This is a genomic window from Microcoleus sp. POL10_C6 (assembly GCF_036701585.1).
In the GTDB taxonomy this organism is placed as follows: Bacteria; Cyanobacteriota; Cyanobacteriia; order Cyanobacteriales; family Microcoleaceae; genus Microcoleus.
On record NZ_JAUBRB010000006.1, the window covers coordinates 54,435 to 77,776 of the forward strand.

16 protein-coding genes are annotated in these 23,342 nt (G+C 47.3%); 8 read left to right on the forward strand and 8 right to left on the reverse strand.

What is annotated here, in order from left to right:
* Positions 1–17: 17 nt before the first annotated feature.
* The 5 genes from QUA34_RS05220 to QUA34_RS05240 form a co-directional block, all read right to left on the reverse strand.
* A complete protein-coding gene (locus QUA34_RS05220; protein ID WP_190743312.1) occupies positions 18–401 on the reverse strand; it encodes a type II toxin-antitoxin system VapC family toxin in 384 nt (127 codons plus the stop codon).
* A gap of 1 nt (position 402) precedes the next feature.
* A complete protein-coding gene (gene vapB, locus QUA34_RS05225) occupies positions 403–624 on the reverse strand; it encodes a type II toxin-antitoxin system VapB family antitoxin (protein ID WP_333225032.1) in 222 nt (73 codons plus the stop codon).
* Between the two features lie 244 nt (positions 625–868).
* A complete protein-coding gene (ftsH4, locus tag QUA34_RS05230; RefSeq protein ID WP_333384586.1) occupies positions 869–2,743 on the reverse strand; it encodes an ATP-dependent zinc metalloprotease FtsH4 in 1,875 nt (624 codons plus the stop codon).
* Positions 2,744–2,971: 228 nt separating this feature from the next.
* Positions 2,972–3,478, reverse strand: coding sequence for a tryptophan-rich sensory protein (locus QUA34_RS05235; protein ID WP_333384588.1), 507 nt, complete (start codon positions 3,476–3,478; stop codon positions 2,972–2,974).
* 79 nt (positions 3,479–3,557) lie between these two features.
* A complete protein-coding gene (locus QUA34_RS05240; protein WP_333325050.1) occupies positions 3,558–4,403 on the reverse strand; it encodes a M48 family metallopeptidase in 846 nt (281 codons plus the stop codon).
* Positions 4,404–4,809: 406 nt separating this feature from the next.
* Here QUA34_RS05240 and QUA34_RS05245 point away from each other — a divergent pair, with 406 nt between their 5' ends.
* Both QUA34_RS05245 and QUA34_RS05250 read left to right on the forward strand, forming a co-directional pair.
* Entirely contained in the window at positions 4,810–6,174 is a 1,365-nt protein-coding gene (locus QUA34_RS05245) for an ATP-binding protein (protein ID WP_333384723.1), read from the forward strand.
* A 182-nt stretch (positions 6,175–6,356) separates the two neighbouring features.
* Positions 6,357–6,935 (forward strand): hypothetical protein, encoded by a 579-nt coding sequence (locus QUA34_RS05250; RefSeq protein ID WP_333384592.1) that lies wholly within the window; start codon positions 6,357–6,359, stop codon positions 6,933–6,935.
* Positions 6,936–7,277: 342 nt separating this feature from the next.
* Here the strand turns inward: QUA34_RS05250 and QUA34_RS05255 are convergent, their stop codons facing one another.
* Complete coding sequence (locus QUA34_RS05255; protein ID WP_333325054.1) at positions 7,278–8,474, reverse strand: GNAT family N-acetyltransferase; 1,197 nt, start codon at positions 8,472–8,474, stop codon at positions 7,278–7,280.
* Positions 8,475–8,647: 173 nt separating this feature from the next.
* Positions 8,648–9,379, reverse strand: coding sequence for a RibD family protein (locus QUA34_RS05260; RefSeq protein WP_333325056.1), 732 nt, complete (start codon positions 9,377–9,379; stop codon positions 8,648–8,650).
* Positions 9,380–9,666: 287 nt separating this feature from the next.
* Between QUA34_RS05260 and QUA34_RS05265 the strand changes: the two genes are divergently transcribed.
* The 6 genes from QUA34_RS05265 to QUA34_RS05290 all read left to right on the forward strand — a co-directional run bounded on the left by QUA34_RS05265 (position 9,667) and on the right by QUA34_RS05290 (position 18,246).
* Entirely contained in the window at positions 9,667–10,047 is a 381-nt protein-coding gene (locus tag QUA34_RS05265; RefSeq protein WP_333384596.1) for a photosystem I reaction center subunit IV, read from the forward strand.
* A 2-nt stretch (positions 10,048–10,049) separates the two neighbouring features.
* Entirely contained in the window at positions 10,050–10,982 is a 933-nt protein-coding gene (locus QUA34_RS05270; RefSeq protein ID WP_333325060.1) for a DNA-formamidopyrimidine glycosylase, read from the forward strand.
* Between the two features lie 187 nt (positions 10,983–11,169).
* Positions 11,170–11,385 carry an NAD(P)H-quinone oxidoreductase subunit O gene (locus QUA34_RS05275; protein ID WP_015178120.1) on the forward strand — a complete coding sequence of 72 codons (216 nt, stop codon included), beginning with the start codon at positions 11,170–11,172 and terminating at the stop codon, positions 11,383–11,385.
* 123 nt (positions 11,386–11,508) lie between these two features.
* Positions 11,509–12,462 (forward strand): malate dehydrogenase, encoded by a 954-nt coding sequence (mdh, locus tag QUA34_RS05280; protein ID WP_333384599.1) that lies wholly within the window; start codon positions 11,509–11,511, stop codon positions 12,460–12,462.
* Positions 12,463–12,486: 24 nt separating this feature from the next.
* Positions 12,487–12,657 (forward strand): hypothetical protein, encoded by a 171-nt coding sequence (locus QUA34_RS05285; protein WP_333325064.1) that lies wholly within the window; start codon positions 12,487–12,489, stop codon positions 12,655–12,657.
* Positions 12,658–13,686: 1,029 nt separating this feature from the next.
* Positions 13,687–18,246 carry a PAS domain S-box protein gene (locus QUA34_RS05290; RefSeq protein ID WP_333384602.1) on the forward strand — a complete coding sequence of 1,520 codons (4,560 nt, stop codon included), beginning with the start codon at positions 13,687–13,689 and terminating at the stop codon, positions 18,244–18,246.
* Between the two features lie 515 nt (positions 18,247–18,761).
* On the opposite strand, the gene QUA34_RS05295 is transcribed toward QUA34_RS05290, so the two are convergent.
* Positions 18,762–22,892 (reverse strand): EAL domain-containing protein, encoded by a 4,131-nt coding sequence (locus QUA34_RS05295; RefSeq protein ID WP_333384606.1) that lies wholly within the window; start codon positions 22,890–22,892, stop codon positions 18,762–18,764.
* Positions 22,893–23,342: the final 450 nt, after the last annotated feature.

The following is a 23,342-nucleotide window of genomic DNA, read 5'->3' on the forward strand; positions in this document are numbered from 1 at the left end:
TAAAATTTTTGCCTTCTTTATGACCAAACTCGCTGAATTGGATAAGCATCAAAAGCCTCATCGCGACTAATCAAAACCAGCGAATGATTCATGGTCTGTGCTACCAGAATGCGATCGAAGGGATCTCGATGATGCAGAGGAAGGCCTGCGTAAATCTCAGTGTCTTCCAGTGTAATTGGTAGAATTTGAGCGTTAATGTATTGCAATTCCTTCGGCAGGTCTTCAAATGGTCGATTCAGGTGAAGCTTACCCACATTAATTTTAATAGAGATTTCCCACAGGCTGGCAATACTAAAATATAAACCTGTTTTAGTATCGATCGCTTCTTTTGCTTTACTACCTAGATTGGAATCGCCAAGCAAATACCACAGAAAGGCATGAGTATCTAAAAGGGATTCCATGTTACATATATTCCTTTAAATCTTCCAGGGGTTCATCGAAATCATCAGACATAACGATCTGACCTGCCCAACTACCATAACCATGAGGTTGTTCAATTTGTTCGGGAGATGATTCTGTTTTGGCGTGTTTTTCAAGTAGATATTTTGCATAATGCAATATCTCTTGTTTGAGAGATTCTGGCATTTTGACGACCGTTTGAAAAATCTGTAGCTCGATAGTCATGATTTCTGTACAATTTTTACTATGTCATATTCACCAATTCTACTGTAATTGCAGTCAGAAGGTATTTGGTGCGAAGGGAGAGCGCCCTGTGATTGTTCTCCCTTAATACGATTACTTGCGATCGCACAAACGCGGGTTTGTCAGTTTGCCGTTGTCTGTTTCCGTCGGCTCATCGTGGAGTGCGATCGCAAAACGCAGATGATTTGGAATCATCTGCGTTCATCTGCGGTTTAATTAAACCCTATTAAACTGAAGCCGCAACCTTATCTAAAGGCCGCACTTGACCGAGGAATTCGTGAAGTGCATCGCCTTCCACCACCTCAGTTTCCAACAGCTTCTGCGTAATTGTTTCCAACAATTCCCGATTGGCTTTCAGAATATCCAAAGCTTGCTGATGTGCAGTTTCGACAATTTCCTTCACTTCTTGGTCGATCGCCTCAGCAGTCTGAGCACTAACCGCACGGCGGGCATTTCCCATACCATCGTTGAGGAACATTGCTTGCTGACCTCGATCGTAAGCAAGAGGCCCCAACACCTTACTCATCCCGTAAGTTGTCACCATCCGTTCAGCTAAATCAGTCGCCCTTTGCAAGTCATTTGAAGCGCCAGTAGTAATGCTACCAAACACAACTTCCTCAGCCGATCGCCCTCCAAGCAGTGTAGCAATCTGACCGCGCAATTCCGATTCATCTAACAAGAAACGGTCTTCAGTCGGTACTTGCAACGTGTAACCCAATGCTGCCATACCGCGAGGGACGATCGAGATTTTCGCCACTTCGCCACCGCCAGTCATCGCGGCACCAACCATCGCGTGCCCGACTTCGTGGTAAGCCACAATCTTTTTCTCTTTTTCGTTGAGCACCCGGCTTTTCTTTTCCAAGCCAGCTACAACGCGCTCAAACGCCTCAAAAAAGTCTTCCTGCGCTACAGTTAGTCGTTTGTTGCGGGCCGCCAACAAAGCAGCTTCATTGACCAAATTTGCCAAATCTGCGCCCGAAAAACCGGGGGTACGAGTGGCGACGGCCTTCAAGTCAATATCCGGGCCCAACTTCACTTTTTGAGAGTGAATGTTCAAAATTGCTTCGCGGCCAGATAAGTCCGGGCGATCGACCAAAACTTGGCGATCGAAACGACCAGGACGCAACAAAGCAGCATCCAAACTTTCCGGGCGGTTAGTTGCAGCAAGCACAATTACCGTAGTATTGCCCGCAGCAAAACCATCCATTTCAGTTAACAATTGATTGAGAGTTTGTTCGCGTTCATCATTCCCACCGAAGCTAGCGTTACTGCTACGAGATTTGCCGATCGCGTCCAATTCATCAATGAAAATAATACAAGGAGCCTGTTTCTTAGCCTGCTCGAATAAATCTCTAACTCTGGCAGAACCAACACCTACAAACAGTTCCACAAACTCCGAACCGGAGATGCTAAAAAAGGGTACGCCAGCTTCACCAGCCACTGCTTTTGCTAACAGAGTTTTGCCAGTTCCCGGAGGCCCGACTAACAGCACGCCTTTGGGAATTCGTGCGCCTATTGCCGTAAATCTGTCGGGAGTTTTCAGGAATTCAACAACTTCGACTAATTCAGTTTTAGCCTCTTCTACTCCAGCCACATCAGCAAAAGTAATTTTCGCCGATTCGCCTTCTACATAGACCTTAGCTTTGCTTTTGCCGAGCGAGAGCGCACCCTGAGGCCCGCCACCCTGCCTGTTCATGAAAAATTGAAAAATCGCCACAAAAATCAGCGGCGGAACCACCCAGCTTAGAACACTGCCAATCCAGCCATTTTTGGCAGGGGGAGTTGCCGCAAATTCAACGCCTTTTTCTTGCAAAAGTTTAGGCAATTCCAGGTCAAAAATCGGCGTAGTTGACAGCACTTGACCTGGTTGATCGCCTTCGCCTTTGAGTTGGTAGCGAATTTCATTTTGACCTACCGAAGCTCGGACTACATCTTGTTCTTGTACTTGATGGACGAACAAGCTGTAAGGCACTTGCGGAATTTGCGGGCCGAACAAATTCGGTAAAAAGATGTTGGCCAGCAGAAACAAACTTGAGAGCAATAACAAGACATTGCTAATTTGTCGAAAACGAGGTGGTTGGGGCTGGTCTTTAATGGCCATTGATAGCTGTCATCCTTTGATTTAAAGCTGTTTTATTCATCTATTTTCTCATCAAATACCCACACACTGTTAAGCGGATTTCCTCACTTTTTCGGGTGGGTTAACCCGCTAGCACGGATTTGCTATTATTAACAATGTTTTTTACGAACCGCGAAGACGGTAAGGACACAAAGGAAGAGAAGAGAAGAGCGTTATAGTATGTAGGGTGCGCCGAAGATCACCGAATATTTATGCAGCTTCTGGGTTTAACTGAATCATTTCCCAAGTAGTATAAGTGCCGATCGCACCCCAAATCACGTAAGGCAAAAGTAACCAAGCCGCGGTTTGAGAAATCGGCAAAACAGCCAACGTCAACACAGCACCCACAATCTCGCCAGCCCCTCCCAAAATCGTCCCTACTTTGAGACTTTTGGCTCTGAGAGTAGCAGGAATATAAGCAACTGTGACAATTTCTAAAAGCAAGTATAAAGCCATCAACAGCCATGTTTTAAGGCTCCCTGGCTCCTGTTCCCACACGACAGCAGCGCTGCCGGCCCCGCAAGCAAAAATCGCCGTCCAAATTAACGGAATAGCAGGCTCAAAAAACATCCAATCCGGTCTTTGAAGTTTGACGGCCCAATTAATATCGCGCAGTTTAAAAAACAGAGTACCGAAGGCGACTAAGAAAGTCACGCCGCCGATAATCATCCAAGATTCAATCATGGTTTTCAACTTTCCAATTGCTCGATCGCTCATTAAGTTGATCGTCCCAACTTACAGCCGAACTTCCATCCGCCTTTAGCAATAACTTTTGTAAAGCCCGATGCAATTATTGCTAACCGCCCGACACATTTTTAGCAAACTCATCGCGTCCAGACACCAAATTAGCTGGAACGCCGTTAGGGTAATTTTGTGCGATTAAAGCTTGCAACTTTTGCACTCGGTTTTCAGGGTTGGGGTGAGAACTCAAAAACTCCGGCGGCGCTTCGCCCTTCCTAGCAGCACCGAGAATTTGCATCACCTCAACAATACCTCTAGGATCGTAACCAGCTTCGGTCATAAACCGAAAACCGAGCTGATCGCTCTCAAGTTCATCCGATCTACCGTACCGCAAACCGACAACTTGATTGACAGCTTGAGCAATTAATGCTGCCTGCTGACCACCCCCGCGATCGTCGCTAGTAGCCACCCCAACCGCCGTTACCAAAGACCTGCCGAACTGCTGTTTTGCCAAGTGTTCTGCACCGTGGCGCGCCACAACGTGACCGGCTTCGTGCCCCAGTATAGCGGCCAACTGAGCCTCCGAATTTAGCCGCCGCAGCAGCCCCGCAGTAATGAAAACTTGTCCCCCCGGTAAAGCAAAAGCATTGACAGTTTGGGGGTCTCGCAGCAGGTGGAATTGAAACGGATAACCCGCTTGTTTCGCCGCCGAACCGTTGACTATTCGTTCGCCGACTCGATCGACATACTGCTGAATACTCTCGCTGGGATAAAGCCCCCCGTGCTGAGCAGCCATTTTATCTCGCGCCTGCAATCCCAAAACTATCTCTTGGCGGGGAGAAAGCTGCACCCGCTGTCTCTCTCCTGTTACCGGATTTTGTACGTCGTTTGTAAAATAGGTAATTGCCCCAAAAAATGCCATTAATAGCCCGATCGCGGCTCGAAATAAAAATTTATTCACAGGCTTTATACCTAAAAAGTTTCGCGATTAGAATACTATGGTGACAGATCTCTCGACATCTGTCTGAAGTATCAAGAAGGGAAAGTTGTTTGAGTTTTTTTGGATGATTGGCGAACAAGGCTTTTTTTAAACGAACCGCGAAGGCGCGTTAGCGAAGCGGCGCGTTAGCGCTAGGACACGAAGGAAGAGAAGAAGAGAAGAAGAAGGTTATAGTTATTAAATTGGTTAAACTGAGATGTTGCACCATTATCAGCAACAGGCTTTTCGGCCTGTTCCACAAAGAATAGATTTTCTTGTGGAACAGGCCGAAAAGCCTGTTCCGAAAAGGCTAATTGAGAATGGTGGAACCTATGAGTTAAATCAGTTGAATCCTTTACAAAATCAGTTGCCGAACTTCCTTCGCAATATGTTTCAAGCTACCCGCCGCCGCCTCGCTATTTGGTACACTGCCGTTACTGCTGTATTGTTACTTGTATTCGCCACAGGTTTCTATTTTTACGTCCGCACTACTTTGATCGATCGCATTGATGACACCCTCCATCACGTTGTCGAAGTAATAGAGCGAACTCTCGTTATCGAACCGCTAACTTTCCCTAGTACCACAGATAAAAATAAATTGCAAGTTAATATTCAAGCGAGTTTTCGAGATAGCACTGATGCAGTAGAAGACGACCACATTGATTTAGAATGGTTCAGTCCTACGGGCGAATTGCTGTGGTCTACTTTATCGGAACCGCTGAATATTCCCATTCACGCTAACCGTACTGGCGAAACAGTTTGGATAATTAATAATAAGTTACAGTCCGATCAAAACTATTCCCTCAGACAAGTAACGCAGCGAGTACAAAGTGGCCGCCAAGTTCTGGGATATTTGCGAGTCAGCCATCCTTGGTTTGAAGTGACAAAACCCATCCGCCAATTAATTCTTGATTTGATTTTGGGCGCGAGTTTAACTCTAATTTGCGTTGCAGCTATTGGCTGGCTGCTGTCGGGATTGGCTATGAAACCTGTGCGGGAGTCTTACGGGCGTCTCAAACAGTTTACTGCTGATGCTTCTCACGAACTCAGAAATCCGATCGCCACTATTCAAACTAACGTCCAAGTAGCTTTGGCGGAACCGGATATCGAACCGCAGCAGCATCAACAGCTACAAGTTATCGAACGCCTTACCCGCCGTTTGGGGCGCTTGGTTGACGATTTGCTGTTTTTAGCCAGACAAGATAGCGGTATCGTGCAGCAGCAGTGGATTGAAGTTCCCCTCGATGCTTTGCTGATGGAGGTAATTGAAGAACAACAGGCGATCGCCACTACCCAAAATCTCTCTCTTTCTTTGGAAATTGTCGATCTGCCCAACGCTGACGACAACTTTACACTGTTGGGAGACTGGGATCAACTAGCCCGACTTTTTACCAATATCGTCAGCAACGCCGTGCAGTACACGCCCTCTGGAGGTCAAATTCAAGTAGAGTTGGATGTGGCAGCTAAAAACAAAAGAAATTCGCCGATGTTAAATCCAGCGCTGCAAATAAAAGTAACAGACACCGGCATCGGAATTTCCACAGAAGCCCTGCCACATTTATTCGATCGATTCTACCGCGCAGATCCCGCCCGCACCCACCGCAGCGCCGCCGGTTCCGGTTTAGGATTAGCCATCGCCAAAGCAATTGTCGAAAATCACCGCGGCCAAATCCGCATAGACAGCCAAGTCGATCGAGGTACCGCCGTTACCGTCACCCTCCCCGCCCACCAATCAGAACAATTCCGCCTTTAAAACTTCCCGTCTTCCTCTCTTCCTCTGCGCCCTCTGGGCCCTCTGCGGTTTAAAAAAAATCTACCCCTCAAACCCTTATTCTTCCTACCTCGCGCCCAAACCCAGCTATTAAAATTCATTTACGCCATAGATTAACATAAACGTTGTTGGAAAACCTCGATCGAACTTGTGAGGAGTTATTTATGTTTCGCCACAATCTACCGTTTAAAAAAATCAGCTTGCTAGTAGCCACCTGCGGAGGTTTACTCGTTAGTCTCGCAACACTTTCCCAAGCCGGCGGCCCCCCGCCCCAACAAGGAAAACCCGTTTCCCAACCCGCAGAGACTCCCTCAGAGACTCCCGCAGCCACTGAAGAACCCGTCAGTGAACCAACTCCGGCTGCGAGTCCGAGCCCCAGCGGGATGCCATCTACACCCACAGACGCGCCTCCCCGCTTCCCACTGCCCAGTGCGCGAGTTACGCCTGCCGAAGGCGGGATAGTAATTAAACTGGTGAATACCACCAATGCTGTCATCAATTATCAAATCGTAGGCGTTACCCAGCCGCGCACTCTCGGCGAACAATCGGAAATTTTGCTTCAAACCCTCCCAGTACCAATAACCCTCACTTACCAGCGCCCAGACGGCGGATTGGTGCTGGTTCGCCCCCAAGCAACCGCGATGCCGGGAATGTTGCAAGTCAGTTTCGGCGCGACAACTGAGGTTGCCGCTGATACAAAATCTCTGGAAATTCAGGAAGATGGGAGGGTATTTTTGAATTAGGTTAATTGGTTAATTGGTTGACGGTTGACTGTTGACGGTTGACGGTTGACTGTTACCATTCGTGTCAACTTAAGACTAAAATCCCTAATAAATATCGTTTATCGTTGAGTTTCGATGCCCCCTAATCCCCTTATTAAGGGGGGGATAAGAGTATTCTTACTTCCCCTCTAACTCCCATTAATAAAGCGGGAAGAGCATTCAAAATCCCCTTTCTTAAGGGGGATTTAGGAGCGTCGAAACTTCGATACAAACGAGATATTATACACAGGGTTTTAGTATTATGTTGACACCGATGGGCTGTTACTAATTCCCAATTTCCAATTCCAAATTCCCAGTTAACCGTCAATCGCCGAGTAACAAAGGAGGTAACTTAGTAAAAGGTAAATCCTCGTTGACGGCATCAATTTCTTCTTGTTCTCTTTCGTTGATTTGACCGATATAAGACTTAAGAATTTGCGCCAGACGGTTGTTATAAAATCGGTGCAAACTATAATTGGGCGTAGCTGGAAAGCCGCGCCGTTTTTTGTGCCGCCCGCCCGCACCGGGATCGAAGCTTTGGATGCCCCGATCGATCGCCCATTCGATCGGCGTATAGTAACAAGCATCGAAGTGCAAGCAGTCTATTTCCTGCAAACTGCCCCAATAACGCCCGTACAGCCGATCGCCCTTATACAAACAAAAAGACATACCCACCGGCTGTCTCTCATCTTCCTTGTCGTAGGCGGCTACAAATAAAACTCGATCGCGATAATTGTGGTGCAACTGTTCAAAAAATCGCTTAGTCAAATACTTGCTTCCCCACCAACCAAATTTGTCGCAAGTATTCTCATAAAAAGTATACATTTGAGCAAACATGGCTTGGGGAATTTCATCACCTGTCAGCGTTTTTATCAACAAACCAGCTTGATCGACTGCTTTGCGTTCGCGTTTGATATTGCGGCGCTGGTTGGCATTAAATGCGCCTAAATAATTGTCAAAATTTTGATAGCCTTGATTTTGCCAAATATAGCTGTGGTGCAGCCAACTGCTGAAACCGTGGCGTTCCATTCTTTCGCGCCATTCTGGATCGACATAAAGGAAATTGCAACCGGAGATATTGTGGCGATCGCAAAAATGGTCGATCGCGCTTACCATTACTCCAGTTAACTCGTCTTCATCTTCTCCCTCGGCAATCAAAAACCGATAGCCTTCAGCCGGAGTAAACGGCGTCATTCCCATCAATTTGGGATAATATTGAACACCCAAACGTTGAGCTAAATCCGCCCACTGATTATCGAATACAAATTCGCCGTAACTGTGACTTTTGACATAAAGTGGCGCGCAAGCAATCAACTGTTTGTCTCGCCAGACTGTTAAGTGATGCGGTAGCCAACCGGTTTTACCTGTCGCACTGCCCGATACTTCGAGATTGTTAAGCCAATCCCATTCCAGAAATGGAGTTTTTAGTGGCATCGCCAAGGTATCCCACGACACTTGCGGGATTTCGCCTATTTTGCTAATCCAGGCTACAGAATATTCAGGTTTTGGCTGTTTCAGCATAGGGAGATTTGTGCGTAGAGCGATCGAACTTCATTTAAGTTAATACAATCTCCCCTGCTTGTGTAATTACTCGCCACAGGCAAGATGCCTGTGCCACACAAGTGTTGTGGGGTGGGTTTCTAGCCCGCCACAGGCAAGATGCCTGTGCCACACAAGTGTTGTGGGGTGGGCTTCTAGCCCGCCCCGAATCTATAATGCAAAAACACCTCTTGTCCCACCTGTTTAACCGCCAAAAGCTCCAATTTCGGGGCTAAATCCGCCAAAAAACCCTCTCCCTCCACAGGTGTCGGTGCATCCGCCCCGCCCAAAATTAACGGGCACACCGTCAGCCAAAGTTCGTCTACCAAGCCTGCAGCTAGCACAGAGGCTACCAGTTTTCCCCCGCCCAGAATCGCCAAGCGTTTGATACCGAAGCTTGCTAGCTGTTGAAACCCATCAATCCAATCAATCTCTCCACCTGCGGTTTTTGCATAGATGATTCGATCGAACATCGAAGGAAGAAGGAAGAAGGAAGAAGGAAGAGGGAAGAGGGAAGAAGGAAGAGGAGACGGCAATGCCGTTTCCCTACTGTCTTGCCCTGTCAGCAGCCAGCGAGGCACCGGTTGCTGGAAAAACCGCAAGTTTGGTTCAAATTGAGACGATCGCGAACATACAATTTGCACCGGTTGTGGGGGCTTCCCTTGCAGTTCCCTCTGTTTGACCAATTCCGGCGAAATCACTCTCATCGTCGTCCCATAAGCCTGTAAAGTGCCGTTGCCGAACAAAACCGCGTCACTTGCTGCTACTTGCTGTTCGAGGTGGGCTTTGTCGTTGGCAGAACCGAATCTCGCGGGCGATCGCACTGCATCTGCAATTTTACCGTCGGCACTAATCGCGAGTATTACTGTGGCGTGAGGTTCAGTCATGACTTATCAGAATTTCCCAGAACATTTAACTGTAGCAATTCACAACTATTTGTAAAGTTTGTTTTCAACTCGCTCCCACGGGTTTTATTTGACGGATAATGTGGGTTTATTTATTTTGCAACCCCAGCGATCGCCCTAGCAAAGTATTTACTTTTCTTTACAAACAGCAGATCAAAAAACGGCGCGACAGGTAAAAATTTCGTTGCAGACTTCAAATGCGTCGCGCGATCGACTAGAGTAAAAAAAATGGCTTTATCCGTTTATTCATCGCAAAGGAAACAAAGCTCATGGTTCAACGCGGTTCTACAGTTCGGATTCTCCGCAAAGAATCCTTCTGGTATCAAGAAGTGGGCACCGTTGCTACGGTAGACCAAAGCGGCATTAAATACCCAGTTATCGTTCGCTTTGACAAAGTAAATTATGCCGGCGTCAACACCAACAACTTCGCCCAAAGCGAATTAGTGGAAGTAGCAGCACCCAAAGCAAAAGCGAAAACAGGGACTCCAGTAGCTTCCGGCGGCAAACAAACCACGCTGGACGAGAAAACGCGGAAAACCGGCAGCGGTGGCGCCCCCCAGCAGCCGAAAACTTCAACCGACAGCAAACCCGGTGCCGAAGTGGCCGGCAGCGTCGAAGGTTCGCCAAATCAAGGAACAGAACAACGCTAATTGTGCCAGAACTGCCAGAAGTTGAAACTATTTGCCGGGGTTTGAATCAAGCAACCCTCGATCGAGAAATGTTGGGCGGCGACGTGTTGTTAAACAGCACGATCGCCCGCTCAATCTCTGCGACCGATTTTTTGACGAAACTCAAAGGAAAGTCGATCGCCCGCTGGTACAGACGCGGCAAATACCTCCTGGCAGAACTATCTCAATTCCCAGAAGGAGAAAGGGAAAAAGGGAAAGGGGGAGAATTTAGGGCTCAAACTCCAAGTTCTTCCACTCTTCCTTCTTCCTTCCTCGTTCCTTCAAAAGCCGGCTGGTTGGGCGTGCACCTGCGGATGACAGGACAACTGCTGTGGGTGAACCGATCCGAACCCCTGCAAAAACACGCGCGAGTACGGCTATTTTTTGAAGGAAACCAAGAATTGCGGTTTGTAGACCAGCGCACCTTCGGGCAAATGTGGTACGTGCCGGCAGAAACCGAGGTTTCGAGCACTGTCGTCGGTCTGAAACTCTTAGGCCCCGAACCATTTTCAGACGAGTTTACAACAGAATATTTGGCCCGCAAGCTGCACCGGCGGGCGCGACCCATTAAAACAGCTTTGCTAGACCAGTCACTGATAGCTGGTTTGGGCAATATTTACGCAGACGAAACTTTGTTTTTGTCGGGAGTGATGCCCACAACTCTGTGCGCGGATTTGACCGCAGAGCAAATTGGGCGCATCCATACAGCTATTATTCAAGTTTTACAGAAGGCGATCGCATCCGGTGGCACCACTTTTAGCAATTTTCTCAACGTCCAAGGTGTCAACGGCAACTACGGCGGCGTCGCTTGGGTGTACAATCGCGCCGGTCAACCCTGCCGCACTTGCTCCACAACCATCGAACGTATAAAATTAGCAGGGCGATCGACTCATTTTTGCCCCATTTGTCAGACATAGGAAGCAGTCAATGGATTTTAGGCTTTAGATTTTAGATTTTAGATGTACCCCACGAATCGCACTCCTTTATTCCTTAGTCAGCTTGGAGTGACTTCGTTTGTTTAGTAGCGATTTCAATCGCAGAGTGACTTTCCAGCCAAATCTAGATTAAAATTTGTATAGTTTTTTAAACTAAACAAAGCAAGTTATGGCAATCAAGAAAGGCAGCATAGTTCGCGCTGTACGCGAAAAATTGGAAAACAGTCTAGAAGCCAAAGCCAGCGACCAGCGCTTTTCCTCGTATATATTTGAAACAAAGGGCGAAGTGATGGATGTTCGTGGCGACTATGCCTTCGTCAAATTTGGCAAAGTTCCCACCCCCAATATTTGGCTGCGGGTAGACCAACTCGAAGATTTTAAGTAACTCACGAAAACTAAACATCACTGTTCTTGATGTAGCGAAGGGTGCACACCGCGCACCTTTCCCCAATTAAGTTGATTGCTAAAATCTAAAATCTAAAATCTAAAATCTAAAACCTAAAACCCAATGAATTCTCCATCAAACCGCGTATCAATTATTGGTGCAGGCAAAGTCGGCAGTACGTTAGCCCAACGAATTGCTGAGAAAAATCTGGCAGATGTAGTATTGCTAGATATTGTGGAGGGTTGGCCGCAGGGCGTTGCTTTGGATTTGATGGAAGCTAGGGGAGTGGAACGCCACGATCGCCAAATTGTCGGTACAAATGATTATACAGATACGGCAAACTCAAATATCATAGTAATTGCGGCCGGAGTGCCGCGCAAACCCGGTATCAATCGGGAAGATTTAATTAAAATCAATGCTCGAATTGTCACCGAAGCCACAAAACAGGCGATCGAGCATTCTCCCGAAGCAATCTTAATCACAGTCACAAATCCCCTAGATATCATGACTTATTTAGCTTGGGAAGCTGCGGATTTGCCAAAACACCGAGTCATGGGGATGGGAGGAGTTCTCGACTCCGCCCGCTTTCAAACTTTTATTGCTATGGAATTGGGCGTTTCAAATGCTGAAGTCAATGCAACTGTCATCGGTTCTCATGGCGATTTGATGGTTCCTTTGCCCCGCTATTCTACTGTCAACGGTATTCCCATCAATCAACTTATGGATGCTGGGGCGATCGATCGAATCGTACAGCGGACTCGCCACGGCGGCGCAGAAATTGTAGAATTGATGAAGACTGGTAGTGCTTATTTTGCACCCGCATCTGCTGTCTGCTTGATGGTAGAATCTATTTTATTTAATCAGTCGCGACTCTTGCCTTGCTGCGTTTATTTGCACGGCGAATACGGCGTGCAAGATATCTTTTTAGGAGTGCCCTGCCGCCTGGGATATCAGGGAGTCGAACAAATAGTGGAACTCGAACTCAGCGATACTGAAAGAACAGCCTTTATCGAGTCGGGCAAATTAGTTGCCCAAAATATTGAGGAAGCGAAGGCAATACTGAAAACTGCTTCTTAAGCTGTCGAGTATTTAAATTACATATTGTCTGTTCCCCGTTTCCCGTTTCCTGTTCCCTTTCACCAAATTCTCACACCCTATTTAAATGCACAACAGCTTAAGCTTGTAGCAATTCGTCGATCGCAGCAGCCGATCGCTCGTCGCTTCAATATAATAATTTATACTGAGTATGACAGTGTGATCGCTCTTTCGTAAGTTGGCTTCGAGGATTTAAACCTCGCTTTGATAAATATTTTAATCATGCTTGTTATTCTGTATTTAACAAGCAGAAAATGGGTAGCAAAAAACTGATAGATAAACACAACATTGTACTATCAAAAATGTGGTAAGAGAGCAAAAAATTGCAAAAGCAATTAATTTTTTTTCGCGACAATGGCATCGAAATTTCTCTAAAAATTTCAGCAATAATCTTCCATTTTTTCTTTACTAAACCAACCAGCAGTTGGTTTTGGGTGATCTCTCACTCGCCATAGTATAGCCTTTCTCAGTAACATGAGGTGCACGCTTGATAAGCGGACATAGGGCATAGGCCTCCGTCGGCATAGGCATCCGTCGGCATAGGGTATACCTCACCAAGATTGAGAACTGCTATATGCCAGAACCACACGGTTGCACTTTAGAGGTAGAAAGCGAAATGCGAGTTTATACGAAATTTATTCTTTTGGCGGTAATAATAAAAAGGTGACAATCGCAACCGAAGGCGAGCCAAAAAAATGTCAAAATTAGTCAGAGACACTGGGAGCATCTCATATTTGTAAAAACACTTCTTCTGGCTTCTTCCTTCTTCCTCTTTCCCCGCAGCAAGAGAGCCTCAAAACTCCAATTTCTACCTTGCCTGCTTTCATTGAGATGCTCCCGATACGCTCCTCCCGATCGCGCAATGGAACCGGGTTTCTTGTTTCCACTTTCGGAGTTTCCCTGAGTTAATTACGTTAATAAACCGGGTTTATGTGTAAGTTTTGTTAGCATTATTATCAATAATTGACAATTAATCAAGTAGCAAATTATGCCACTTTTTCAGTAAATATACGGGAGCTAAGATGGTCGATTGACCTCCAAATCTCGAAAAAATACGGAAATGCAGTGTGAGTAGCTGCTAAGTGCTAGCAGAAGGAGGAGAATAGGTTCTTTGCCTTTTTGAGTTACCAGGCTCAACTTGCAGAGCGCTATTGAGATGCCATCAACCTCGATACCAAAACGCAAAATAACTAAATAAAAAGCATTATGTTTCATGAATACCTGTATCACGAAGTCTGCAACCTGCGCGAGAAACTAGCTCACCTAGAAAGAGAAACGCAGTCTCAAACCTGGTTCAAAAAGCTGCAAGCGCTGATGGGAGTTATTAGCAAAATTCGTGAATCCCTAGACTTAGAAACAATATTCAAAATCACAGCCACCGAAGTTCGGCAACTCCTAAATGCCGATCGAGTCGCCGTCTACCGCTTTCTTCCCGAATCCGAATGGAATGAAGGCGAAGTAGTGTCCGAAGACGTACTGCCCCAATACAGCCCATCTTTGGGAGCAAGAGTCCGCGACTACTGTTTCGGCGAACAATTTGCCGCCAACTATGCCAAAGGATACGTTCAAGCAGTCACGGACATTTACAAAGCCCGGTTGAGTCCTTGTCACCTCAAAATCCTCAAGCGATTTCAAATCCGAGCCAACTTAGTCGTACCCCTACTGCAAGGGCAACACCTGTGGGGATTGCTGTGCATTCACTCCTGCGGTCAACCCCGCCAGTGGCAAGAAGACGAAATCGAATTTGCCAGACAAGTAGGCGACCATTTAGCAGTTGCCATCCACCAAGCCGAACTGCACTTGCAAACCCAGAGGCAAATAGCACAAATCGAAGCGGCACAGCAGAAACTCCGCGACAGCGAGCAAAAATATCACCAAATTCTCGATTCGATCGCCGATATGGTATTAGTCAAAGGCCCCAAATCCAAAATTGTTTGGGCAAATCAAGCATTCCGCGACTATTACGGCATGACTCAAGAGGAGCTTCAAGACATCGTAGACGCACCTTTCGCCGATACCGACAATACTCTCCAGTACATCAAAGATGACGCCTTCGTCTTTGAAACCGGACAGACTCTGCAAATTTCCGAAGAACCGGTGACGCGCTACGACGGAGAAGTGCGGCTGTTCAGCACTGTCAAAACACCCATCCGCAACGCAGACGGCCAAATCGTCATGACTGTCGGCGTCTCCCGCGATATGACGGAACGCAAAAAAGCAGAAGAAGCCGTCCAAGCCAGCGAAAGCAAATACCGCAGCCTGGTAGAAACCTCCCAAGACATGATTTGGTCGGTCGATGCCATCGGGCGCTACACCTTCGTCAACCCAGCAGTTAAGTACATCTACGGTTACGAACCAGAAGAAATGATCGGTCGGCCGTTCTCCGACTTTGTGACACCAGAACAAAGCCAGAAAGATTTAGAAGTTTTCGCCCGGTTGTTTGCCGGAGAATCACTTTTCCAGTACGAAACCACCCAAATCGCCAAAGACGGCAGCATGAAACATTTAATGTTTAACGCCCTTGCCCTCTACGACGAAACCGGAAACTTCCTCGGCACCACCGGTACAGCCACCGACATTACCGATCGCAAGCGCGCAGAAGCAGCCTTACAACACGCCAACGCAGAACTAGAGCGCAGAGTAGAAGCACGCACGGCCGAACTGCGCCAGACTTTTGCCGCCCTCACGGCCAGCGAAACCAAGTTTCGGACGATCGCGGCCACCATGCCCGGAGCTCTGTTCCAATTTTGCAACCGTGACGGAGTTTGGCGCATTGACTACATGAGCGATCGCATCGAATATATCAGTGGCGTCACAGCAGCAGAAATGATGCGAGACATGAATACATTCATTTCCCGCGTCCACCCTGAAGACTTGGAAAGCTACATCGCCTCCGTCAACGAAGCCGTAGAAAACCTCTCCCTGTGGCACTACGAAGGGCGGTTAGTCAAGCCCGACGGTGAGATTCGCTGGTGGCAGGGCGACTCCATGCCCACCCGCAGCGAGAACGGCGAAATCGTATTTTGCGGGGTATTATTCGACATTACCGATCGCAAAGTTGCCGAAACCGCCATCCGCAATAGCCAGCGGCAGCTACAAGAAGCCCAGAGACTCGCCCACGTCGGCAATTGGGAACTCGACGCAGCCACCGAAACCCTCACTTGGTCGGAAGAACTTTTTCGCATCTTCGGACTCGAACCGGCCCCCATCGCGCCCAACCTAGCCGAACAGGTCGCTCTGATTCATCCAGAAGATTTGGAATTGTGGCAAACTCAAGTGCAGCGGGGACTCGCAACAGGCATCCCTTTTGATTTTGACTTTCGCCTTTACCGTCCCGACGGCATCTTGCGACACGTGAACGCCGTGGGCCAAGCGGAAACCGATGTGAACGGCAAGGTGGTAAAACTGTTCGGTACGGTGATCGATATTACCGATCGCAAAGCCGCCGAAGCAGCACTGCGGCAAGCAGCAGTCGAGTTAGAAGACAGAGTGAGCGAGCGCACGGCCGAACTTTCCCAAGCAGTCACCCAATTAGAACAAGAAATTGGCGATCGCAAACAGGCAGAAGCAGCGCTGCAAGTTTCCGAGCAAAACCTGCGAACCATATTTAACAATGTCTACGATGCTATCTTCATTCACGATTTAGAAGGAAATATTCTCGATGTCAATAATCGAATGTTAGAAATGTACGGAGTGAGCCAGGAACAAGCAACAAAATTATCAACTAAAAATGACTATTCAAGTGGCGACAATCCCATTGAACAAATGGAAGAACTTTGGGAAAGAGTATTAGCCGGCGAAACAGGTCGCGTGGAATGGAAAGCAAGGCGTCCCAACGACGGTTCAACTTTTGATGCAGAAATTGCCCTGTCCCGAATTCATCTCAACGGCAATCTCAGGGTCATTGCCAACGTCCGAGATATTAGCGATCGCAAACAGGCAGAAGCAGAACTGCAACAGGCTCAACAGTTTATGGAATCTGTGCTCAACACCATACCCGTAGGAGTATTTGCCAAAGAAGCAGAAGACTTGCGATTTGTACTGTGGAACCCGGCGGCCCAAGAGTTGCTCGGTTTCAGTGAAGCAGAAGTTAGGGGCAAAAATGATTACGACTTTTTCCCCAGAGAACAAGCCGAGTTTTTCACCGCCAAAGACCGGGAAGCCCTCGCCAGCGGGCAAATTGTAGACATTCCCGAAGAACTGATTCAAACAAGAGAAGGCGATACTCGCATATTTCATACGAAGAAAACCGCAATACTCGATGCTGATGGCAAACCGCAATATCTATTAGCTGTCACCGAAGACATTACCGATCGCAAGCGGGGAGAAATTGCCTTGAGGCGATCGGAAGCCCGACTCAGACAGCAGGCCGATCGAGAAAAATTGCTCAACAGTCTCACCGCTCAAATTCGCAATTCCCTCGATTTCGACAGCATCATTGCTGTCGCCGTCCAAGAAATTCGCGCTTTCCTGCAGATCGATCGCTGCAATTTTGCCTGGTATCGTGGCGACGGGGAGGATGCTTTCTGGGAAATTATTAAAGAATCTCGCCTCCCCGAACTTCCCGATTTAATAGGTTGCTATCAAGCTTCCGACTTAGGTTCTATGGGAGAAAAACTCTTGCATATGGAAATGCTGCTGGTGGATGATGTCGAAACAGTGCCAGATCATGTTTGGAGAAAGTCTCTTAACTCTCTGGGCTACCGATCTGTGTTGGCAATTCCGATACAGGCACTTTCGGGAGTAGTGAGCGTTGTTACCTGCGCCCACTCCGCTGCTGTGCGACCCTGGAGTGAGGGCGAAGTAGAATTATTGCAAGCAGTTACAGTTCAATTGGCGATCGCTCTCAACCAAGCCGATCTTTACGCCCAAACTCGCAATAAAGCTCGCGAATTAGAGAAAACTTTGCAGAAATTAACCAGCACTCAATCGCAGTTAATTCAAAATGAAAAAATGTCAAGTCTCGGTCAACTTGTGGCAGGAGTCGCCCACGAAATCAACAACCCAGTTAACTTTATTTACGGCAATCTCAGCCACGCCAACGACTATACCCAAGACTTGCTACACCTGATCGAACTTTACCAAAACCACTATCCCGATCCAGTCCCGGAAATTCAAGAGGAAGTAGACAATATTGAACTCGACTTTCTGATGAAAGACTTGCCAAAGTTGCTTTCTTCAATGAAAGTCGGTGCAGACAGAATTCAACAAATTGTTGCTTCTCTCCGCACATTTTCCCGCATGGACGAAGCCGAAATGAAAGCCGTCAACATCCACGAGGGCATAGATAGCACCCTGATGATTTTGCAGCACCGGCTCAAAGCTAAACACAATCATCCCGAAATTGAGGTGATTAAAGAATACGCTCAACTGCCCTTAGTAGAATGTTATGCCGGACAGTTAAATCAAGTATTTATGAACATCTTGAGCAATGCTTTGGATGCTTTGGAAGAACGGGATCTGCGCCGTTCTGCTGAGGAAATGCGGCAAAAGCCCAGCAACATCCGCATCCGCACTGAAATATCGCCAGCGGGCAAAGTAATCATTCGGATTGCTGACAACGGGCCGGGAATACCGGAGACTGTCGGCACTCGGCTTTTTGACCCGTTTTTTACCACTAAACCTGTCGGTAAAGGCACTGGGATGGGCTTGTCAATTAGCTATCAAATTGTTACAGACAGACACAACGGGTCGCTGAAATGCACTTCTTCGCCGGGACAGGGTACAGAATTGGCGATCGAGATTCCCCTCAAAGCTAATTGTTAATAGGGAATTGGTAAGTTGTAATTGGCAATTGGCAATTGCGAAAGCGTTACTGTGCGTCAGTTGTGTAATTTTAAACCAGATAAAATCCGGTAGCATAGTCGGGCGTAAAATCCACTCAATACTCAACAATCACGGACGCTACAAGCGGAATTGAACTCATACCAATTTACTATAAAGCTGCATTTAATATAACGCTAAGGATATAGTTCCAACCAAAAAGACATCAGCCTCATTTAGTGTATCTTCATAGTGAATTGGCATCACTCATCTGCGTTAATCTGTGTTAATCTGCCCTCATCTGCGGTTTAAAAAAGAGAATGTATTAACCGCCGATGACAAGGGATTAAGGCGGATTCACACAGAGGAAGAATTCCGATCCTAACAGATGTGATATCATCACCTAAAATCTAATTTGGATGCACCATTTATTCCCTGGTGCATCAGTTTTGAGATTAGGAGTTTGTAGCAAAAATGTCTTCACGGGGTGAGGCACCCTTTACCAATCTGTACCTCAATCAGTCCATAATTGCTATATTACCCAGATTTATCAAGATTTCTGTCACGGCAGAACTTTCCAAAGGTTTAGAAAACCAATATCCCTGAGCTAATTCGCAGTCGAGTTCTCGAAGCTGTGCTAACTGTTCGGCTGTCTCTACACCTTCGGCGATCGCATTTAATCCCAAATTGTGAGCCAAAGTTACGATCGCCCGCACAATCTGCAAAGGCTGACCCCCGTGGTCACCGTTTTCGACAGCCCCCAAGCGGCTCACAAAAGATCGATCGATCTTCAGTGTATCCAGCGGAAAACGGTGCAAGTAACTCAAAGACGAATAGCCAGTACCGAAATCGTCGATCGACAATCGAATATTTCTACCTTTTAATTCGGCTAGCACAATATTGGCTTTCTTGACATTTTCCACGATCGCACTTTCAGTAATCTCCAATTTTAAACAGCTCGGATCGCAGCCAGTTTCTGCTAAAATCTCATCGATTTCCTCGATTAAATTCGGCATACCTAACTGTTTAGGAGAGAGATTGACGCTCATTGTTAATTGCGAAGGAGCAATAATTGGTAATTTAAAATTTGGAATTGGTACCTGGGAAGTTGTACTGAACGTAGCCGAAGAGTTGGTAATTGGGAATTGGGAATTGGTAATAGATGAGTGGAAATCGCTAATCGGGAATTGGTAACTGGGAATTGGTAATTTTTTACTGATTCTTTCTTCCCTGTGACCGATACTGGGGGTACGGTCAGTAAAAGTTCCGTGTTCCTCATGCCCTGTATCTGTTACATCACTAAACTCCCCTACATTGCCCGTTGCCATCTTCCCTGTTGTTACCCTGAGCGAAATCGAAGCGCCTTCTTCCTTCTTGTTACCCTCAGCGACTTGCCCTGAGTGCAGCCGAAGCGAGTCGAAGGGCATTGTTCCAACTTCCATTTGACTTCTTCCCTGTTGCTCGGTTAACATTTCTTGCCAAATCCGCAATTGCTGACAAGCTTCCCGCAACACCCAGGCTCCCAGAGGCACGATCAAACCTGTTTCTTCAGCTACAGGGATAAAAGTAGACGGCGGAACTAGACCCCGAACTGGGTGGTGCCAGCGCACCAAGGCTTCAAAACCTTCGAGCGCACCGCTGGCGAGCGAAACAATCGGTTGGTAGTGCACAATAAAGTGCGAACATTGATCCTTGCTCTCTCCTAATTCCTCCTTGCCCAAAATAGCCAACCGCAAGTCAGTTTCTAACTGCAACAGCGACATAGTTTGGTCGTGCATCGCCAAATTAAACACTTCGTGGCGGGCCTTACCCAAAGCTTTAGCGCGGTACATAGCGATGTCAGCATCGCGTAGGAATTCTTCCGGGTGAGTGTACGAATTCGATTCGCCACTGGCGGTGGCTTCGCCTCGACTGAAAACAATGCCAATGCTAGCGGTGGTAAATACTTCGTGCCCTTCGAGATGAAACGGCTTCGTCAGTTCTTTTTGGATCTTTTTAGCTGCGAGGGTGGCGTCGCTGAGGCTCTGAATGTGATCTAGCAGGATGGTGAATTCGTCTCCCCCCAGTCGGGCGACGGTATCAGAAACCCGGACGCAGGTTTGCAGTCGCTGGGCGAGGGCGATTAGCAGTTTGTCTCCTAAAACGTGTCCTAAAGAATCATTCACTACTTTGAAGCGGTCTAAATCTAGGAAAAGTAAACCAAATTTGTAATCGGGGGACTGATTGGATCGGCGGATGGCTTGTCCTAGCCTGTCGATGAACAAAACCCGGTTGGGCAAACCCGTCAGCGCATCGTGAAAAGCGCCGTGCAGGAGTTGCCGTTCTACTCGCTTGCGCTCGGTGACATCTCGGATAATAATCTGGCCGGCCGTCGAGCCTTGATAAATAGCGGGGATGCCGGCCATTTCAACGTCTATTATTTGTCCGTCGAGCCGCATCAGTTTTTGTTCGGCAAGGTCGAGTGGCTGATTTTCTATCTCGACTAGCCGAATGCGTTCTGTGGCTATTTGCACATAGTTTGGATGGACGAAATGCAATATGGGAAAGCCAATCAGCGCTTCGGGAGAACTCGCACCGAGGAGTTTCGCGCCGGCAGCATTGATGTAGGCGATTTTCCCTTGACTGTGAACGGCGATGGCTTCGGGAGATAGTTCTACTAAACGGCGATAGCGTTCTTCACTTTCTTTGAGAGATACTATCAATTCGCATCGCTCTTTTTCAGCTTGCTGGCGTTCGACTTCCATTTGGTGAACCGCCAGAATTTTACCAATACTTTGAGCCATCAATTCTATAATTTCTATTTCCTCGTACTTGAACTTTCTTTTTTTTATTTCTGGCGAACTAAAACTTAACGTACCGTAAGTTTGATTGTTAACAAATATCGGCGTTCCGATGTAAGATTCCGCCTTGCAGTTCTGATAAGCAGGATGTTCGCGCATCTCAATATCTGCTCCTATATGAGAATACGCAACTGTTTTGTTAAGTTTAATGACGGCCGCGCAGTAGGTATCGCCGAGGTTCAATTCTAAGCCTCGCACGAAGTATTCTAAATCGCTTTTCGCTGCTCGAACAATAAAAGTCTCGTTTTCAACTTCAGCCATGATGCCCATAGAAAGTCCAAACATCAAACAGCCTGCTGTTAGATAATCGTCAACCCGTTCTTCAAAGTTTTGATAATGATAAGTTGTAATCCGGTGCAAGTGTTTCAGATTAGCGCTAAAAGCTGCTAAAGCTTGAGAATTTAAAAATAATTCTTCTTCTGAGCGCTGGCGGTCGGTAATGTCTGTTTGTACTCCAATAAAGTGGGTTAAGTGTCGCCGCGAGTTGTAAACCGGAGCGATCGACAGTTCGTGCCAAAAAGGCGTGCCGTCTTTCCGAAAGTTGCGTAATATAACTTGAGATTCTCTGCCTTCTTCAATCGCAGTTCGCAATTGTTTGGCAGCGGGGCTGTCAGTGTCTGTACCCTGCAAAAATCGGCAATTCTTCCCCATTAACTCGTCTCTGCGATAACCCGTAATCCGCTCAAAACTGGGATTGACATAAATAATCGGATTATCTGCAACGGTTGCGTCGGTGATTGCAATGCCGTTGCTGCAACTTTCGATCGCCCGTTCCATCATTTGTAAGCGCTCTTGCGATATAATGCGCTCGATCGCCGCAGCTAACACATTGGCGATCGCTTCTACAAAATAAACGTCATCTTGACTGAAAACCCGCCCTTGGCTGGTATGAACTCCCAAAATGCCCCAGGCCTGCGAGGAGGAACTGTTCGTTGGTTCTGTTTGTCCCCAGTTGCTCCCCACTCCTCGATTGCCGGGAATAATTACAGTAACACCGCTGACAGCCCGGTGGTTATGCAGTAGCGGCAACTCGCTAAAGCGCGTTTCCACCCGCAAATCTTCGACGATTGTCGGTTCGCCCACTAGCAATGTGTAACCTGCTTGCGATCGGGCAGAAGCGGCAACAGTAGCGCTGCCGACGAGGCCCGGCTGCCAGCCAACCCCCGCTCGCAGCATAAAAGCATGACCAGAGGGCAACAGTTCTAACACCTGGCAATAATCAACGTCCAGGGTTTGAGCAATTAAAACCGCAGCTTTATCCATCAGTGCGGACAAATCTGTTTCGGCCAGGGCCTGCTGCCCCAAGTAAGCGACGGCCGCTTGCTGGCGGGCTCGCGAGTGGATTGACGTGAGCAATTCCTGCTCCTTGGCGGCCACTCGCTTCCGATCCGTAATGTCGGTGAACACCGACAGAACAGCTTTCCCCGACACCAAGGTCAGATACCGCATCGATACACTCGCCCAAAACAGGGTGCCGTCAGCTTTTTTAAGCCGGACTTCTGTCTCGCGGACGTGTCCGTTGCGGGCGAGCCGCAACAGCAATTCCTGGCGCTCTGCCGGTTTGTGGTAGAGCATTTCAGCTTTGTGGCGGTCGATCGACTTGAATCCTGTGAACCCGAAAGCCTGACGACATAAATCGTTACTATAAAGAATTGTGCCGTCCGCCAGACTGCTCACGACCAGGGGTATTGGCATCGAGTTGGCGATCGTCAGCAGTAATTCTTTGGTTCCTTGCAGCTCTTTGTACAAGTCTGGCTTGGAGGCCCAGGCGTGACAGTTTTCAGAGTTTTCAGGGATAAAACTTTCCATTGTTTAATCGATCCATTAGCAGGACAACTTTTTTAAACTTGTGGTCAATCAATACTGCAGACGGTTTTTAATTAGCAGTCGTAGAATAAAAGTTTCAAGGCGATTCGCCCATCGAGCTACCAACGGAAAATCAAGGGTTTCAAACTACGAACTAAAAACAGTCCAGATTATTGGTAAATGACGATTTCAGATGCAGAGGACGATCTACAGTAGCCCACAACACATTAATCTTAACCAGAACTATGCAACTGAAGGCCCCTAAACTGCTCGGCTGAAGTTTGATACCCTGCTCTCCCCTTAAAGACCACATCTGTCTTTGGTATGACAATCTACTGTTTTTAAAGTTGCGTTAAGTTTTGATAAGAGCGAGGTACTTTACCCAATGTGCAGCGGAAGCTCCTAATCTAAAAAGTAAAGTCACCTACTTGCCAACCACCGAATACTATCCGA